At 63.0% G+C, this 16,965-nt stretch carries 14 protein-coding genes; 11 read left to right on the top strand and 3 right to left on the bottom strand.

Annotation, left to right across the window (positions count from 1 at the left end):
* Positions 1-25: 25 nt before the first annotated feature.
* Positions 26-751 carry an NADPH-dependent F420 reductase gene (locus tag HKD28_RS13195; protein ID WP_194268708.1) on the bottom strand — a complete coding sequence of 242 codons (726 nt, stop codon included), beginning with the start codon at positions 749-751 and terminating at the stop codon, positions 26-28.
* Positions 748-1,335 (bottom strand): cupin, encoded by a 588-nt coding sequence (locus tag HKD28_RS13190; RefSeq protein WP_194262835.1) that lies wholly within the window; start codon positions 1,333-1,335, stop codon positions 748-750. Before HKD28_RS13190 ends, HKD28_RS13195 begins: the two co-directional genes overlap by 4 nt.
* A 178-nt stretch (positions 1,336-1,513) precedes the next feature.
* Between HKD28_RS13190 and gltX the strand changes: the two genes are divergently transcribed.
* The 9 genes from gltX (at position 1,514) to HKD28_RS13145 (ending at position 13,317) form a co-directional block, all read left to right on the top strand.
* Positions 1,514-2,932, top strand: a complete 1,419-nt coding sequence (gltX, locus tag HKD28_RS13185; RefSeq protein WP_194268707.1) for a glutamate--tRNA ligase — start codon at positions 1,514-1,516, stop codon at positions 2,930-2,932.
* Positions 2,925-3,866: an aspartate carbamoyltransferase catalytic subunit gene (locus tag HKD28_RS13180; protein WP_194268706.1), complete on the top strand. Its 942-nt coding sequence runs from the start codon at positions 2,925-2,927 to the stop codon at positions 3,864-3,866. The genes gltX and HKD28_RS13180 overlap by 8 nt, the downstream gene beginning before the upstream one ends.
* Positions 3,863-5,149, top strand: coding sequence for a dihydroorotase (locus tag HKD28_RS13175; RefSeq protein WP_194268705.1), 1,287 nt, complete (start codon positions 3,863-3,865; stop codon positions 5,147-5,149). Before HKD28_RS13180 ends, HKD28_RS13175 begins: the two co-directional genes overlap by 4 nt.
* Entirely contained in the window at positions 5,146-5,778 is a 633-nt protein-coding gene (gene plsY / locus HKD28_RS13170) for a glycerol-3-phosphate 1-O-acyltransferase PlsY (RefSeq protein WP_194268704.1), read from the top strand. Before HKD28_RS13175 ends, plsY begins: the two co-directional genes overlap by 4 nt.
* Before the next feature lie 47 nt (positions 5,779-5,825).
* Positions 5,826-7,010, top strand: a complete 1,185-nt coding sequence (gene dprA / locus HKD28_RS13165; protein WP_194268703.1) for a DNA-processing protein DprA — start codon at positions 5,826-5,828, stop codon at positions 7,008-7,010.
* 25 nt (positions 7,011-7,035) lie between these two features.
* Complete coding sequence (topA, locus tag HKD28_RS13160) at positions 7,036-9,732, top strand: type I DNA topoisomerase (RefSeq protein WP_194268702.1); 2,697 nt, start codon at positions 7,036-7,038, stop codon at positions 9,730-9,732.
* Between the two features lie 144 nt (positions 9,733-9,876).
* Entirely contained in the window at positions 9,877-11,646 is a 1,770-nt protein-coding gene (locus HKD28_RS13155) for a S41 family peptidase (protein WP_235993470.1), read from the top strand.
* Between the two features lie 25 nt (positions 11,647-11,671).
* On the top strand, positions 11,672-12,013 hold the full coding sequence (locus HKD28_RS13150) for a DUF1491 family protein (protein ID WP_194262790.1): 342 nt from the start codon (positions 11,672-11,674) through the stop codon (positions 12,011-12,013).
* A gap of 155 nt (positions 12,014-12,168) precedes the next feature.
* Positions 12,169-13,317 (top strand): OmpA family protein, encoded by a 1,149-nt coding sequence (locus tag HKD28_RS13145; protein ID WP_194262789.1) that lies wholly within the window; start codon positions 12,169-12,171, stop codon positions 13,315-13,317.
* A gap of 132 nt (positions 13,318-13,449) precedes the next feature.
* Here HKD28_RS13145 and HKD28_RS13140 read toward each other — a convergent pair whose 3' ends face one another.
* Positions 13,450-14,091 (bottom strand): Ig-like domain-containing protein, encoded by a 642-nt coding sequence (locus HKD28_RS13140; protein WP_235993469.1) that lies wholly within the window; start codon positions 14,089-14,091, stop codon positions 13,450-13,452.
* A gap of 216 nt (positions 14,092-14,307) precedes the next feature.
* Here HKD28_RS13140 and HKD28_RS13135 point away from each other — a divergent pair, with 216 nt between their 5' ends.
* Both HKD28_RS13135 and parE read left to right on the top strand, forming a co-directional pair.
* Positions 14,308-14,868, top strand: a complete 561-nt coding sequence (locus tag HKD28_RS13135; protein WP_099286058.1) for a hypothetical protein — start codon at positions 14,308-14,310, stop codon at positions 14,866-14,868.
* Positions 14,869-14,949: 81 nt separating this feature from the next.
* Positions 14,950-16,965 (top strand): DNA topoisomerase IV subunit B, encoded by a 2,016-nt coding sequence (gene parE, locus HKD28_RS13130; protein ID WP_194268701.1) that lies wholly within the window; start codon positions 14,950-14,952, stop codon positions 16,963-16,965.

Here is a 16,965-nt window from a genome sequence, read left to right as displayed (position 1 = left end):
AGGTCAGCGCCTCCTGCGGCTCAATCTACTGCGGAAGGTGCAGCGCCTGTTTCAGACCGGTAGCATCCCGCTCCAGTTCAAACCCGGTGCTCCCCGGCTGAAACAGCCTTGCGGTCGCAAGATTGCCGGTCACGACAGGGTCGAATCCGGCTGCCCTCACCAGCGTCGTCACCTGCGAGACAGCCTGCGCATCATCCCCCGCCACCGGAACCGCCAGAAGCGGCGAAGCGCGATGCGCCTCGGAACGTAGCGTGGTCATATCGATGGAGTTGAACGCCCGCACCACATGCGCCGAAGGGAAATAACGCTGTGTCGTCACCCCCGCCCCGTCCCGCTGCGCCGTGTCCGCAATCGCCCCATCCCGCCAGGGATAGGGATTGGACGGATCAAGCAGAACCTTGTCCAACAACGTCCGGCTGAGCTGCGGGCCGAGCTGCGGAATAGCACCATAGGGGACGGCCAGCACCACCACATCGCCATAGGCCGCCGCCTGCGCCGGGGTTCCGGCCGTGGCGAGCGGGCCCAGCGATGTGGCCAGAGACTGCGCCTCGCTCAGGGAGCGCGATGACACCATGACGGGATAACCCGCATGAACCCAGAGCTCCGCCAGCGTCGTACCGACATGACCTGTGCCGATAATGCCGATCCGCATTTTCTGGCTCGTCGCCTCGACCGCACTGGCGCTGCTGACCGTGGCCAGACCAGCAAGCGCTGCGAGGAACGGACGCCGCCTGAGAGGAAAACCCGTCATGATGGGTGCCACTCCCGTGCGAGGACGCCTGCTGCACCCTGAACCGGATCGGTTTTCGGGAATGGCAGGCCGTGAATACGGGCACTCTGCTCCGCCGTAGGCGCGGCGCGGAGGATGTCGAAAGACTGGTTGGGTGGATAGGCGCCGATGACGGTGAACTCCGTGTCCGATCCGAGATTGCAGTGCCCCGTTCCGGCCGGAAGCACGGCGATGTCGCCACCGCGCACCTCGACCGTCCGGGCGTTCGGCCCTCCCAGCATCAGGCGTGCGGAACCGTTGGAAAAGCCCAGAACTTCATGACCAAGGCTGTGATAGTGATGAAACGGATAGACACCGTTGCGCCACTGCGGCGGCCAGCCGTTCCGGCTGAACAGGTCTTCATACACCGCTTCGCGATCCGGCCCGGCTTCGAGCGCATTGCGATAGACGATGACAGGGAGTTCCGGATTGTTCGGAACCCAGTCATTGGCGCGCAGCGTAAAGACATCCACACGGGAGGTCGTGGCGCTGGCGTGATGGATCTTCCCCTCTCCGAAGGTCAGACCCAGCCCTGCCAGCAGGGCATTAAAATCGCGTCTGTTCATTGGAAAGGCACCACCCGGACTATTGAACGTCACAATAGGCCGCTTCGGGAGGCCGCTGGAAATCACACGCGCTTGAAGAACCTTAGCTTTTTGTAAAGCGCGGGCTCGTGACGGAGCGTCGCAGCCCCGCTGGCGCAGGCGGATGGAAGCGCAGGTCAGAGCATGATATGATGGCGGCATGACCATCCGTACGCGATTTGCCCCCTCCCCGACGGGTCTGCTGCATGTCGGCAACGCCCGCGCCGCCCTGTTCAATTTCCTCTTTGCCCGTCATCACGGCGGCGAATTCCTTCTGAGGATCGAGGACACCGACAAGGAACGCTCCACTCAAAAAGCCGTGGACGTGATCTTTGACGGTCTGGCCTGGATGGGAATCGAGGCGGATGCGGAACCGGTTTTCCAGTCCGCCCGGCAGGACCGCCATACGGAAGTGGCACTTGAGCTTCTGGAAAAGGGTCAGGCCTACAAGTGCTTCTGCACCCCCGAAGAGCTGACCGCCATGCGTGAGAAGGCCATGGCCGAGAAGCGCCCGCCCCGTTACGATGGCACATGGCGGGACCGCGATCCGTCCGAAGCGCCCGCCGGTGCGCCGTATGTCGTGCGTCTGAAGGCCCCGCGTGACGGTGAGACGATCATCAAGGATCTGGTGCAGGGCGAAGTCCGGGTCGCGAATTCCGAAATGGACGACCTGATCCTGCTGCGTTCGGACGGCACGCCGACCTATCTGCATGCCGTGGTCGTGGACGATCACGATATGGACATCACCCATGTCATGCGCGGTGACGATCATCTGACGAACACGTTCCGTCAGGCCATGATCTATCGCGCCATGGGCTGGAACCTGCCGCATTTCGCACATCTGCCGCTGATCCACGGCCCCGATGGCGCCAAGCTGTCCAAGCGCCATGGCGCACAGTCGGTCGTGGATTTCCGCGAGGAAGGCTATCTGCCGGAAGCCCTGTGCAACTACCTGCTGCGTCTGGGCTGGGGTCATGGCGATGCCGAAGTCCTGTCCCGCGAGGAACAGATCAAGCTCTTCGATCTGGATGGCGTAGGCCGCTCCCCGTCCCGCATGGATTACGTCAAGCTGGCGCATCTGAACGGGATCTGGATGCGCGTTGCCGATGATGCGCGCCTGACGGATGACGTCATGCAGCGCCTTGCAGGTCGCGACGGCGTTGTGACGGATGACAAGACCCGCGCGCGCATCCTTGCGATGATGCCGGGCCTCAAGGAGCGCGCAAAGACGCTCGTGGAACTGGCGGACAATGCCGCTTTCGCAGGCTTCACCCTGCCCCTGACCTTCACCCCTAAAGCCGAGAAGCTGCTGGGCGAGGACGGGCGCACGGTTCTGCAGGGCGTCGGCAAGGATCTGGCCGCGCTTTCGGACTTCACGCCGGAAACCGTCGATGCGACGCTGCGCGCCTATGCTGAAAAACACGAGATCAAGCTCGGCTCCGTGGCCCAGCCGCTGCGCGCGGCCATGACCGGTTCCACGACGTCTCCGGGCATTGATCTGACGCTCGCAGCGCTGGGACAGGACGAGGTTCTGGCCCGCATCGCCGCCGTTCTCGCTTCCGTATCCAACGATGGCTGAGCGGCCCTCCGTCCCCCGGCATCTTCTGGGAATCGAGGGGCTGTCGGCTGAACAGCTCGTGCCGTTCCTCGATCTGGCGGAGAGCTATGCGCTGCTGAGCCGTTCGCGCTCCGCGCCGCGTGATGCGCTGCGGGGGCGGACGGTCATCAATCTGTTCTACGAAGACAGCACCCGCACCCGCACGAGTTTCGAACTCGCGGGCAAGCGGCTTGGCGCGGACGTCATCAACATGTCCGTCGCCACAAGTTCGGTGAACAAGGGCGAGACGCTGCTGGATACGGCGGCGACGCTCAACGCCATGCGTTGTGACCTGCTGGTCATCCGCCACGCGCAGTCCGGCGCGCCCGCCCTGCTGTCGCAGAAAGTCGAAGCCAGCGTCGTCAATGCGGGCGACGGCACGCATGAACATCCGACACAGGCGCTGCTGGATGCGCTGACCATCCGCCGGCATTTCGGCCGTCTTGAGGGCCTTACGGTCGCGATCTGCGGCGATGTCGGACACAGCCGGGTGGCACGTTCCAACATCCATCTGCTGACGGCATTCGGAAACCGGGTGCGGCTGGTCGGCCCGCCGACGCTGCTGCCGGGGGCCATGGCTGAGCTCGGCAATGTCGAGCTATATTCGGACATGGACAAGGCGCTGGACGGCGCGGATGTCGTCATGTCCCTGCGGCTTCAGAAGGAGCGCATGGGGGCGGGTCTGGTGCCGAGTGCGCGGGAATATTTCCATTTCTTTGGGCTGGACCGCCGCCGTCTGGCACTGGCCAATCCCGGCGCGCTGGTTATGCATCCGGGCCCAATGAACCGTGGCGTCGAAATCGCCTCGGACGTGGCGGATTCGGATCAGAGCGTGATTTCCGAACAGGTTGAAATGGGCGTGGCTGTGCGGATGGCGGTTCTGGACCGTCTGTCCCGGGCACGGATGCCGGTATGACTGATATCGTTTTTGAAAATGTCCGCCTGATCGACCCGGCTTCGAGCCGGGACGAAATCGGGCGACTAGTTGTGCGTCAGGGCAAGATCGTCGCCTGCGAAGACGGACCGGTCCCCGAAGGCGCGCGGATCATTGATGGCGCGGGAGCCGTCCTGTGTCCCGGTCTGGTGGACATGCGCGTGGCCCTCGGAGAGCCGGGATCGGAATACCGCGAGAGCGTGTCTTCCGGGGCGCGGGCAGCCGTGGCAGGCGGCATCACGACCATGGCGGTCCTGCCCAACACCTCGCCCCCGATCGACAACCCGGCGCTCGTGCATCTGCTGCGGGTCCGGGGCGAAGAGACGGGTATGGTCTCGATCCATCCCTACGGCGCGCTGACGCGCGGCTGCGAGGGCGGTGAGATGGCCGAACTCGGGCTTCTGCGCAACGCTGGAGCCGTGGCGTTCACGGACGGAACCCGCGCGATTTCGGACGCCAAGCAGATGCGCAACCTGCTGTCCTATTCGCGCTTTCTGGACGCCATCGTGGTGCAGCATCCGGAAGATCCGTCTCTGGCTAAAGGGGCCTGTGCCACCGCCGGAGCACGCGCAGTGCGGATGGGCCTGCCGCAGGTTCCGGCCGAAGCCGAGGCCATCATGATCGCCCGCGATCTGCGTCTGGCGGCCATGACAGGCGCGCGGCTGCATTTCGCGCATGTCTCGACGGCAGAAGGGCTGGACCTGATCCGTGCAGCCAAAAGGCGGGGCGTACGCGTGACCTGCGATACGGCGCCGCCCTATTTCGCCATGACCGAAGACGATATCGGCGACTTCCGCACCTACGCGAAACTCTCGCCTCCCTTGCGCAACAATACGGACCGACAGGCCGTCTGTGCCGCACTGGCGGACGGAACGATTGACGCTGTAGCCTCCGACCATGCTCCGGCGGACGCGGATGACAAGCGGCTGCCTTTCGCGCAGGCCCGTGCTGGCGGCACCGGACTGGTCACGCTGCTGGGCGTCACGCTCGGCGCGGGACTGCCACTCGTAGATGCGTTGCGTCTCCTGACCTCCGCTCCAGCCGCCCTGCTGGGGCTTGAGGCCGGAACGCTGGCAGTCGGGAGCGATGCCGATCTGTGCCTGTTCGATCCGGAAGGCTCGTGGACTGTGCTCGCCGGAGACCTGCCGGGACGCGCGCAAAACACACCCTTTGACGGCCGGAATCTGAAAGGCCGTGTCCTGCGGACCTTCAAGCGCGGCGTGGAAGTCTTCACGGCTGACGGGCTGGCGGAGGCCCGCTCGTGAGCGGCTTTCAGGCACAGCTCATCCTGCTGTTCCTCGTGTCCTACGTCATCGGAAGTATTCCGTTCGGGCTGCTGCTGACGGCGCTTTCTGGCGGCGGGGATATTCGCAAAATCGGTTCGGGCAATATCGGCGCAACCAATGTCCTGCGCACGGGACGACGCGGTCTGGCAGCGGCCACGCTGCTGCTGGATGCGCTCAAGGGGGCAGCCGCTGTCCTAATCGCACGGTTTTTCTTTCCGGGCGCGAGCGACATGACCATGGCCGTCGCAACCGTCGCTGTCGTTATCGGGCACTGTTTTCCGATCTGGCTCGGCTTCAAGGGGGGCAAGGGCGTTGCGACGGGTCTCGGGACGATCTGGGTTCTGTCCTGGCCGGTCGGGCTGGCCTGCTGCGTGGTGTGGCTGCTGGTGGCGCGCCTGAGCCGGATTTCCTCAGCCGGGGCTCTGGCGGCATTTCTGCTCGCGCCGATGCTGATGGTGCTGCTGTCCGGACGCGCGCTGCACTCCCCGATCCCGGTGGCGACGCTGCTCGTCTCGATGCTGATCTGGGCACGACACTGGAGCAATATTGCACGCCTTCTAACGGGCCAAGAGCCGCGCGTGAACGTGGACCAAGCGCCCCGTTCCTGATGTTTTTAAGTGCCTATTAAGGAATCTACCTTAAGGAGAAAGACCTTATGACAGATTCCGCAGCCGCCTCTCCCGTCGTTTCTGCCGCAGACCGAATCGACACGCTGCGCCTGTCGCAAACAACGGGCGTTGGTCCGATCAACTTTGCGCGACTGATGACGCAGTATGGCAGCGCAGGAGCCGCTCTGGCAGCACTGCCCGGACGCATGCGTAAAGCAGGGCGGCGGGACGACCCTGCCATTCCGTCCGTTTCTCGCATGACGGACGAACTGGAACGCCTTGAAAAACTGGGCGGGAAAATGCTGGTCCGGGGGGATGCAGACTATCCGCTACTCCTGTCCCATGTGCCGGATGCGCCACCGGTACTGTTCGCGCTCGGGGATGTCCGGAAGCTGTCGATGCGGTCTGTAGGGGTGGTAGGTGCGCGCAATGCCTCGGCTGCGGGAATCCGGATTGCAGAGAGCCTTTCGGCCCAAATGGCTCATGCCGGAATCTGCGTGGTTTCCGGGCTGGCGCGGGGTATCGACTCGGCAGCACACGCCGCCGCACTGCATCCCGGCCTGACGGTCGGTGCGATCGCCGGAGGGCTGGATCATGCCTATCCGCCGGAAAATGCATCCCTTCAGCAGCAGATTGCCGAAAATGGCTGTCTGGTAACGGAAGCGCTGCTCGGAACCGCCCCGCAGGCCCGCCATTTTCCAAGGCGCAACCGCCTGATCGCCGGGATTTCGTCGGGATGCCTGATTATCGAAGCAGCGCTAGAATCAGGCACGATGATCACGGCCGATCTTGCCCAGTCCTACAATCGTGAACTTCTGGTCGTGCCGGGTTCACCGCTCGATCCCCGGTCACGGGGCGGCAACCATCTGCTGAAAACGGGTCAGGCAACCCTGACAGAAAATATTGCCGATATTCTTCAGGCTCTACCGCTTGAGCTTCCCGAGCGTGAGCCTGCACCATGGCAGCATCCAGCACGCCACACCCCGCCTTTGACCGGCTTTTCCGAACCAACGTCTGTATGGGGCGACATCTCCGATGCCGACTGGATCGACCCCGATCTGGTGCAGCAAAGCGTGCGGTCTCTTCTCTCCGTGACGCCTGTAGCAGTTGACGATGTGGTGCGCCGCTGCCAGTTCTCCGTGTCGGCAGTGCTTGCGACGCTGGCCGAGCTTGAGCTTGGCGGGGTCGTGGAGTTTGTGCCCGGCGGACGCGTGGCGTTGCTGCCGAACTGAAGTGACGCGGAATACCGGAGTGGCGATGACGGACGTTGTGGTGGTCGAGAGCCCGGCAAAGGCCAAGACGATCAACAAGTATCTGGGAAGCGGATATACCGTGCTCGCTTCATTCGGACATGTGCGAGATCTGCCGCCCAAAGACGGGAGCGTGCGCCCGGACGAGAACTTTGCCATGAGCTGGCAGACGGACGAACGCGGCGCAAAGCAGATCTCGGCCATCACCAAGGCGCTGAAGGGGGCGAAAAACCTCTATCTCGCCACTGACCCGGATCGCGAAGGCGAAGCGATTTCGTGGCATGTCCGCAGCGTTCTGGAAGAAAAAAAGCTTCTGAAGAACGTGGACGTCCATCGCGTCACCTTCAACGAAATCACCAAATCGGCCGTCACGGCGGCGATGGCGGCTCCACGCGAGCTGGACCGCCCGCTGATCGACGCTTACTTGGCCCGCCGCGCGCTGGACTATCTGGTGGGCTTTACGCTCTCCCCCGTCCTGTGGCGCAAGCTGCCGGGCAGCCGGAGTGCCGGGCGCGTGCAGTCCGTCGCACTGCGTCTGATCTGTGAGCGCGAAGCCGAAATCGAGGTTTTTCGCCCGAAAGAATACTGGACCGTCACCGGCGGCTTCACGACACCCGGCAAGGCCGCGTTCCAGGCCCGCCTGACGCATCTCAAGGGCGAAAAGCTCGACCAGTTCGACCTGAACAACGAACAGCTGGCGTTCGGAGCGCGCGATACGGTCCTCGGCGGCCAGTTCACGGTCCGCTCCGTCGAGCGCAAGCGCACCAAGCGTAATCCGCCGCCGCCGTTCACGACATCGACCCTCCAGCAGGAAGCATCCCGCAAGCTCGGCATGAGCGCGCAGACAACGATGCGTACGGCGCAGCAACTTTATGAAGGCGTGGATCTGCGCGGCGAAACTACAGGCCTGATCACCTATATGCGAACCGACGGCGTGACGATGGCGAAAGAAGCCATTGGCTCCATCCGCGGGCATATCGGCGAGACGTTCGGCGACGACTATGTGCCGGATTTCCCGCGCGCCTATTCCACCAAGGCCAAGAACGCGCAGGAGGCCCATGAGGCCATCCGTCCGACGGACGTCTTCCTGACGCCCCAGCAGGTCGGCCATGCGCTGACACCCGACCAGAAGAAGCTGTACGAACTGATCTGGAAGCGCTCCGTCGCCTCGCAGATGCAGTCGGCGGAACTGGATCAGGTCGCGGTGACGCTCGCCGATGCCAGCGGTCAGACGCTTCTGCGCGCCACAGGCTCGACCATCGCATTCGACGGCTTCCTCAAGCTCTATATCGAAGGCCGGGACGACACCAAAGTCGAGGATGAAGACGGCAAGCTCCTGCCGCCGATGAAGGAAGGCGACCGCCTGACGACCGGCGCCGTGGATGCCGAACAGCATTTCACCCAGCCGCCCCCGCGCTATTCGGAAGCCTCGCTCGTCAAGAAAATGGAAGAGATCGGCATTGGCCGCCCCTCGACCTATGCCTCCATTCTGGGCGTGCTGCGGGACCGCAATTACGTGCGGCTGGATGCACGGCGCTTCATCCCCGAGGATCGTGGACGGCTGGTTACGGCGTTCCTGACGTCTTTCTTCGAGCGCTATGTGGATTCGGGCTTCACGGCCTCGCTTGAAGAGCAGCTTGACGACATTTCAGGCGGCCGCGCGGACTGGCATGATGTCATGGCCGCGTTCTGGCATGATTTCTCGGCGGCAGTGGCGCAGACCAAAGATCTGAAAATCTCGGACGTCATCGACGCTCTGGACGAAGACCTCGCGCCGCATTTCTTCCCGCCCCGCCCTGATGGCGGCGATCCGCGCGTCTGCACATCCTGCGGAACCGGGCGGCTGGGCCTGCGGCTTGGCAAGTTCGGCGCCTTCATCGGCTGTTCGAACTATCCGACCTGCCAGTTCACACGCCGTCTGGTGGCCGAAGAAGGCGACACCGAAGGGCTGAATGACGGTCCGAAAATTCTGGGTCAGGACCCGGATACCGGCGAGGACATCTCGATCCGTCGCGGGCCGTACGGGCTGTATATCCAGCGCGGCGAACCCAATCCTGAGGACAAGAAAGCCAAACCCAAGCGGACGACGATTCCCAAGGGAATCGACGGCAACACCATGACCATGGAACAGGCGCTAGGCCTGCTGTCCCTGCCGCGTCTGGTGGGGCTTCACCCTGAAACGGGTGAGAAGATCGAAGCCGGTCTGGGACGGTTCGGACCGTATGTGAAGATGGGCGCGATCTATGGCACGCTCGACAAGGATGACGATGTTCTGACGGTCGGGCTGAACCGGGCCGTGGATGCGCTGGCGAAAAAGCTCGCCTCCATCCGCAATCTGGGCGCACATCCGAAAGACGGTGAGCCGGTCATGATCCGCAAGGGACGGTTCGGACCCTATGCCCAGCATGGTCAGCTGATCGCCAACCTGCCCAAGGGGCAGGACATGAACGAGGTCACGCTCGATGAGGCGGTGGCGCTTCTGGCGGAAAAGGGCAAGCCCCTGAAAGGTGGCGCAAAAAAAACTTCCGCGAAAAAAGCAGCTCCAAAGACCACAAAGGCCAAGAAAACCGTTGCTTCTGCGGAAGGGGATGAGGCCGCTCCGAAGACGGTAACGAAGCGTATCCCGGCCAAATCCGCCACAAAAACGAAAACCACAACGCCGCGGAAGCGTAAGACTGTCTCCGACACGTCGTCGGAAGACTGAAAACAGATCGGCTCGGCAGTGTTGCCAGATGGCACTGCCGACCCCAGATTTGATCTGGCAAGTCTTTACCGTGGCTGAAGTTTGTGGCGTGGTCGCGTTACGGGAGCAGCCGTTTTTTGCCGTCCCGTCTCCAAGGACCCCGTCTTGCGTCATGCCGCCCGCCCTGTGACCTTTTTCATGCCGCGCAGCCGCAAGGCGGCATGTCGTGTGGCGCTGTGTCTGACGGTCTGCATCATGGTTCTCGCAGTTCAGAGCGGCACCGCAAAAGCCCAGACACCGACCGGCAATGCCCCGGCTCCCGCAACGCCTACAGCCGCTCCGCCCCCGCCCGCACCTCCCGTTTTTTCGTCCCCCATCACACGGGACGTTCTGGTCGCGGCGCTCGGCTTTCTGGAGCCGCGAACGCTGGAGGCCCATTCCGCACGGGATTTCTGCGTCTGGGGGCTGGACGGTCTGACGGCCATCGACCCGACCCTATCCGTCACGATCACGCCCTCGGCCGCAGCCCCTGGCGTCGTCCATACGTCCGGAACGGCCGTCGCGGCTGAAAAACCTGCCGATGCGCCGTCCACCACGACACTGAGCGTCCTTCAGGGCCAGACCGTTCTGTTCAGCCGCACTCTGCCCTCGACGAACAGCCATACCGCATGGGCGGATCTGGTCACGGCGGCCATGCAGGCGGCCTGGCAGCATTCCTCCACCTTGCGGGATGCCGGATCAGACGCGCTGTTGCAGGGATTTTTTGACGAACTGTTCAATCATCTCGACCCGTATTCCCGCTATCTCGGCCCCTCTCCCGCCACGTCGGACCGGACGCGGCGCACGGGCAGCACCGGCACAGTGGGGCTGAGCCTCGGGCAGAGCGGACGGAACATCGTAATTACAGCCGTCAACGCCAATGGTCCCGCATGGGAGGCAGGCATCGATACGGGCGAGCATCTGGTGTCCGTCAATGGACGCTCCACGCACGGTCAGGATGCCGCAACCGTTCAAGAGTGGCTGGAAGGCGACGAACACAGCGCCGTTACGCTGGGAATCGCCGCGAAGGGACACCGACCCACGACCTTCAAACTGCAACGGGTTCAGGTTCCGCCTGAAACCGTGTTTGCGTCCACCGATGGTCCCTTCACCGTCCTGCGCGTCACGTCCTTCTCGACCCAGACAGCCGAGGAAATCAGCCAGTATATCGATCAGGTCGTGGACGAACCGACCCCGGACGCCCCCACTCCGCCTCCGGGAAAAGGCAAGGCTGCGGGCATCATTCTCGATCTGCGTGGAGATCGCGGTGGCGTCCTGCAACAGGCCGTGACAACGGCGGCTCTCCTGCTCGATCATGGCGTCGCCGTAACCACGCAGGGCCGGAATCCTCTGGCCAACCATATCTGGGCCGTTCAGGGCGGCGACATGACCAACGGAACGCCCGTGGTAGTTCTCGTGGACGGACGGACAGCGAGTGCTGCCGAAATTCTGGCGTCCGCGCTGGCCGATCACCGGCGCGCCGTCGTGATCGGCAGCGAAACTCTGGGCAAGGGGCTGGTTCAGGTGATCGGGCAGATGCCCAATGGCGGCGAACTGTTCGTGACATGGAGTCGCAATCAGGCTCCGCTGGGCTGGCCAATTCAGGGACTGGGCGTGATGCCGCAGATCTGCACGTCGCTTGGAGCGGACGCGCTTCAGGCACAGCTTTCCGCCCTGAAAGCAGGAAACAGCCTTCAGGGCGAGGCCGTGCAGACCGCCCGGGCCGCCCGCTATCCGGTCCCGGTCGCGAAAATTCTCGAGATCCGCAAGCACTGTCCGGCCGCCATCGGCTCGGATGCCGACATGGACGCAGCAAAGGCGCTGCTGTCTTCCCCTGCCGCTTATAAGGCGGCTCTGGAGTCTGTTCCCGACGAGAACAGCGCGCCTCTCCACTAACCTTGCAGGACGAACGGAAACGGTTATGGGCGCACGATTGAAAACGGGACTTTGGGTACGGGCTGTCCTGCGCCGTATTTCTTCGGACGGAACCTCGGCCATGGTTCTGAAAAAGGGCGATGAGGATGCCGGTGCGGTCCTGATCGTCCTGACAGACCGCTCGGGCGGGACTGGTGTTCTGCGGGAGGACGGATCGGGCTGGACCCGCGTGGATGCGAGCGATGCCGCCAGTGTGGACGCCTATCTGGAACGGCAGAAACAGTATGATCCCGATCTGTGGATCGTTGAGCTTGAGATGCGCGACGTCTCCCTGCCCATCGAGCGGACCCTCGGGTCACGCAGGCTCGATCTGGACGAAGAGGCGTAAACTGTGGGAGTGAAGACACAGCACATGGCGAACCTGCCATAAAGAAAACTGCATGATGCGGCATTATGCTGTGTGATGCGTTGCCATCGTCCGAGCTTTCGGCAAGAACACACACGGTAAGGTTGGCAGATTTGGCTGGTTGGAGAAAAATGGACATGACGCACCGATCCGTTGTCAGGACCTGGCTAACCCGTGCCGGGTTCACTGCAGGCGTTTCGATGCTCGTCATGGGTGCCGCAACCGCACAGCCCGTCAAAGGACTGTATGTTGCAGGTGAAGGCGGCGCGAGCTTCAATCAGGACCAGACGGCACGCCTGTCGCCTGTCTTTCCGAGCGGGCGTGACCACTATCAGGCGGGCGTGACCGGAATCGGCAGCTTGGGCTATGGCCTCGGAAACGGCTTCCGCGTCGAGGTCGAAGGCAACTACCGCAACAACCGCTTGCAGCAGTTCCGCTCCAGCACGTTCCCGTCCTCTGTCGGCGGGCGTCAGCAGGGCTATGGCGTCATGGCCAATGCTCTGTTCGACATGGATATCGGCAAGTCCTGGGTCTTCCCGTATTTCGGCGCGGGTATCGGCTATGGCTGGCAGGCGATGAACACTTATGTTCATGCTCCGAACGGCGCCTTTGATCAGCATGTCGGCGGCACGGCCGGAAACTTTGCCTATCAGGGTATTTTCGGTCTCTCCTTCCCTGTTCCGTGGGTCGTGGGTCTGTCGGCTACCGCGGAATACCGATTCTACACGCTGATGGGGCCGAACGGGCACCATGCCACGGCCACCGGAATCTATGGCGGCTGGGACAAGACGAAGGAATTCGGCGTGTCCAGCGGCAACCGCGACACCCGTACGGACTTCAACCACTCGCTGATGCTGGGTCTGCGCTACGAGTTTAATCCGGCGCCCCCACCGCCGAAGCCGGTTGAAGCGCCAATGCCGATCCCGGGCCCTGCACCGACCCGGACCTATCTGGTATTCTTCGACTGGGATTCGGCCACGCTGAGCGCACGGGCAAAAGCCGTGGTCGCGGCAGCAGCGCGCAACTCCACGTCCGTTCAGGTCACGCATATCGAGGTCAGCGGTTATACCGACAGTTCGGCAGCGCATCCGGGCCAGCGTGGCGAAGCCTACAACATGGCGCTGTCCCAGCGTCGTGCAAGTGCCGTCAAGGAAGAGCTGGTGCGGGATGGCGTAGCGGCGGGAATGATCGCGACACAGGGTTTCGGCGAGAGCCATCCGCTGGTGGTCACGGCAGCCAATACACGCGAGCCGCAGAACCGGCGCGTGGAAATCGATTTCAAGTAAGAGCTACGGACAAGCCCAGCCTTTCCGGTCTACCGGCGGTTTCCTTTGGAGCCGCCGGTTTTTTTTGTGTCTGTTAGGCACAAAAAAGGGCGGAGAGAAGCCTCTCCGCCCTGTCCATGACTGGAATGGGTCTTATTTCTTGCGGTGCGTCGTGTGACGGACAGGCGCCTTCTTGGCCGTAGCCTTGACCGGTGTGGGGGCAACGACTGCGGGCGGCTTTGCGACGACCACACCCGTTGCATCGACCGTGGCGTGAATCGTCAGATGCTCGCGCTTCTGGCCATTCCCTGGGATCAGTTCGGCCGTGAACGAATCCGTTCCGGCATAAGCCGTAGCGGGCGTGTAATCCACATAGGTCTTGCCGTCATAATTGTAGAGGAAGGCCTTGCCGTGTGACGGCGGAGGATTGACACCGAAAGAGGCATAATTGCCTCCCAGCGGCTGCTGGATGGCGATGGAGCACAGGCCGTCATCGCTGCGGACCGTCATGTCCACACTCATCGTGCCATCGGCAGCCTTCTTGACGGACGAGACGTGGCAGACGGCGGATGTCCGCTGGTAGCCGAAAGGATTCGGAGCCACGGAACGCTGGACGATCGGCTGCTGGGCACAGCCGGAGAGAAGCAGGGACACGGCCAATGCCGAACCCAGGGTAATGGCAGAACCTCGCAGACGCACGGTCAACTCCAACGCATCGTGACAGGACAGGCCGCGTTTCCGCAGCAGACAGACGTTCGCATGTAGAGCAGGACGGCACGGGGCGAAAGGCTGCATCCGAATGCTCTGACCATTTTGACGGTATTTTGTGCCACAGGGCCGATAAATTGCCCCTGAAGGCCGTCACGCCCCTTTTCTGCCATGAAATCATGTTTCGGATGAAGGGCTTGCCGCACGTTCCTCAGACGCAGAATCAGCTTTCGCCGGGGGTCGACCGCGGGTAGTCTGTTCCAGTGGTTGTGGCCGGTCGATCCGGTCTTGTGGAGTCTGTCAATGCCGTCGATCTTCCGTCGTTCCGTCAAGGGCCTGCTTGCTGTGGGGCTTTCCTGCGCTACGCTTGCTGCTGTTCATCCTCTTTCCGCCCGCGCTGCGGACTGCGGCAATTCGCCCGCCCATGAGGCTTTCGATGTGGCCGGACTGAAGTCCGAACTGATGGTGACGGCGCTGTCGTGCAAGGCGCAGGACCGCTACAATGCCTTCGTCAACAAGTTCCGCCCTGCCCTGCTGAATGCGGACGAGCGTCTGAACAGCTATTTCCGCACGACCTATGGCCGTCGCGCACAGGTCGAACATGACGACTACATCACGCAGCTTGCCGACATCCAGTCGCTCGGTGGACTGAAATCCGGCACGGTGTTCTGCCAGCAGCGCGAAGCAATGTTCGACGAGATCAACGCTCTCGAAAGCTCTGCCGATCTGGCCCATTACGCCGAAGCCAAGGACGTGGCCCAGCCTGCTTCCTATGAGAGCTGCGAAGCCCCAGCGACCGTGGACCGCCATTCCCGCAAGGGCGTGACGAAAAAGGCCGCAACACGCCGCACGAACCGCGCCTGAGGCCCTGTTCTGAAGCCGCCGGTCGCCCCTGCCTCGAAGCGTTTGCTTGACGTTCCTTAGCGGGGCGGCGACAACGCAGACATGAGCGATCTGTTCGAGTCAGGCAAGACAGGCAAACCCAAGGCCGGAACATCCCGCAAGGGGCCGGTCGATACGGAATATGGTGCCCACGACATCGAGGTGCTGGAAGGGCTTGAGCCCGTCCGGCGCCGTCCGGGCATGTATATCGGCGGCACGGATGATACCGCGTATCATCATCTCGCCTCCGAAATCCTCGACAACGCGATGGACGAAGCGGTAGCGGGTCATGCCACCACCATCGACGTGCGGCTGGAAGGCCCGCGCACGCTCATGGTGCGCGACAACGGCCGTGGCATCCCGACCGACCCTCACCCGAAATTTCCCGACAAATCCGCGCTTGAAGTGATTTTTACCACGCTTCATGCGGGCGGAAAATTCTCGGGCAAGGCCTATGACACGTCCGGCGGCCTGCACGGCGTGGGCAGTTCGGTCGTCAATGCGCTCTCCGAGAAGCTGGAAGTCGAAGTCGCGCGAGACAGGACGCTGTACCGGCAGGACTTTGTGCGCGGTGTCTCGCTGGCGCCGTTGGCGGAAGTCGGCAACGCGCCCAACCGGCGCGGCACGACGGTACGCTTTACGCCCGATCCGGAAATCTTCGGCAACCATCATTTCTCCCCTGCCCGGCTCTACCGGATGTGCTGCTCCAAGGCGGCGCTGTTCCGGGGGGTAACGATCCAGTGGAAATGCGAAGCATCCCTCATCAAAGCGGGCGACGAGACGCCGGTTGAAGCCACCATCCAGTTCCCCAACGGGTTGGAAGATGCGCTTTCGGCGGAACTCGGGCCTGATCCGGATCTGCTGACACCGCTCTGGGCGGGAGATGTGGATCTGCCGATCGCATCCGATGGGCGGACGGGCGGACGCGTGGAATGGGCCGTGGCGTTCCTTGAGAGCGGAACGGCGACCCTGTCCTCGTTCTGCAACACGATTCCCACGCCTCAGGGCGGCACGCATGAGGCCGGATTCCGGGCCGCGCTGGTCAAGGGCCTGCGTGCCTGGGGCGATCAGCGCAAGGTCAAGCGGGCCGCCGCCATTTCGGCGGAAGACGTTCTCGGCTCCGTGGCCGCCAAGCTCTCGGTCTTCATTCGCGATCCGCAGTTTCAGGGCCAGACCAAGGACAAACTGACTTCTCAGGAGGCATCGCGACTGGTCGAAGGGGCGCTGCGCGACCGCGTGGATCACTGGCTGGGCGGGAATCCGCAACAGGCGGACAGCCTGCTGGCCTTTATGGTGGAACGCGCGGAAGAGCGTCTGCGCCGCCGTGAAGTCAAGGACACGGCCCGCAAAAGCGCCACACGCAAGCTGCGCCTTCCCGGCAAGCTGACGGACTGCACACGCGAAAATGCTGCCGAGACAGAACTGTTCCTCGTGGAGGGCGAATCGGCTGGCGGCTCCGCCCGTCAGGCGCGCGACCGCGAGACGCAGGCCGTGCTGCCGTTGCGGGGCAAGATCCTTAACGTGGCCTCCGCCACGACCGACAAACTACGGGCCAATCAGGAACTTCGGGATCTGACCGAGGCTCTGGGCTGCGGCATCGGGGCGTCGTTCGATATCAGCCGTCTGCGCTATGGGCGCGTCATCATCATGACGGATGCCGACGTGGACGGGGCGCATATCGCCTCGCTTCTGATGACGTTCTTCTATCGCGAAATGCCGGAACTGATCCGTCAGGGCCATCTGCATCTGGCGCAACCGCCGCTCTATCGCATCACGCATGGACCCAAGACGGTCTATGCCATGAACGATCAGGACCGCGTCCGACGGATCAAAACCGATTTCAAGGCCAATGCGAAGGTCGAGGTCTCCCGGTTCAAGGGCTTGGGCGAAATGCCGGTGAAGGATCTCAAGGAAACGACCATGGACCCGGCCCGACGGACGCTTCTGCGCGTCATCACCCCGCCCGAGGACCGTCTGACAACCAGCGAGCGTGTGGAAAGCCTGATGGGCCGCAAGCCGGAACTGCGGTTCCGTTTCATTCAGGAACATGCCCGTTCCGTTGACGAACTCGACGTCTGA

The organism is Gluconobacter cadivus (assembly GCF_015244745.1).
Classification (GTDB): Bacteria; Pseudomonadota; Alphaproteobacteria; order Acetobacterales; family Acetobacteraceae; genus Gluconobacter; species Gluconobacter cadivus.
The sequence above is the reverse complement of the archived record's forward strand: the minus strand, read 5'-3'. Positions and strand labels throughout refer to the sequence as shown.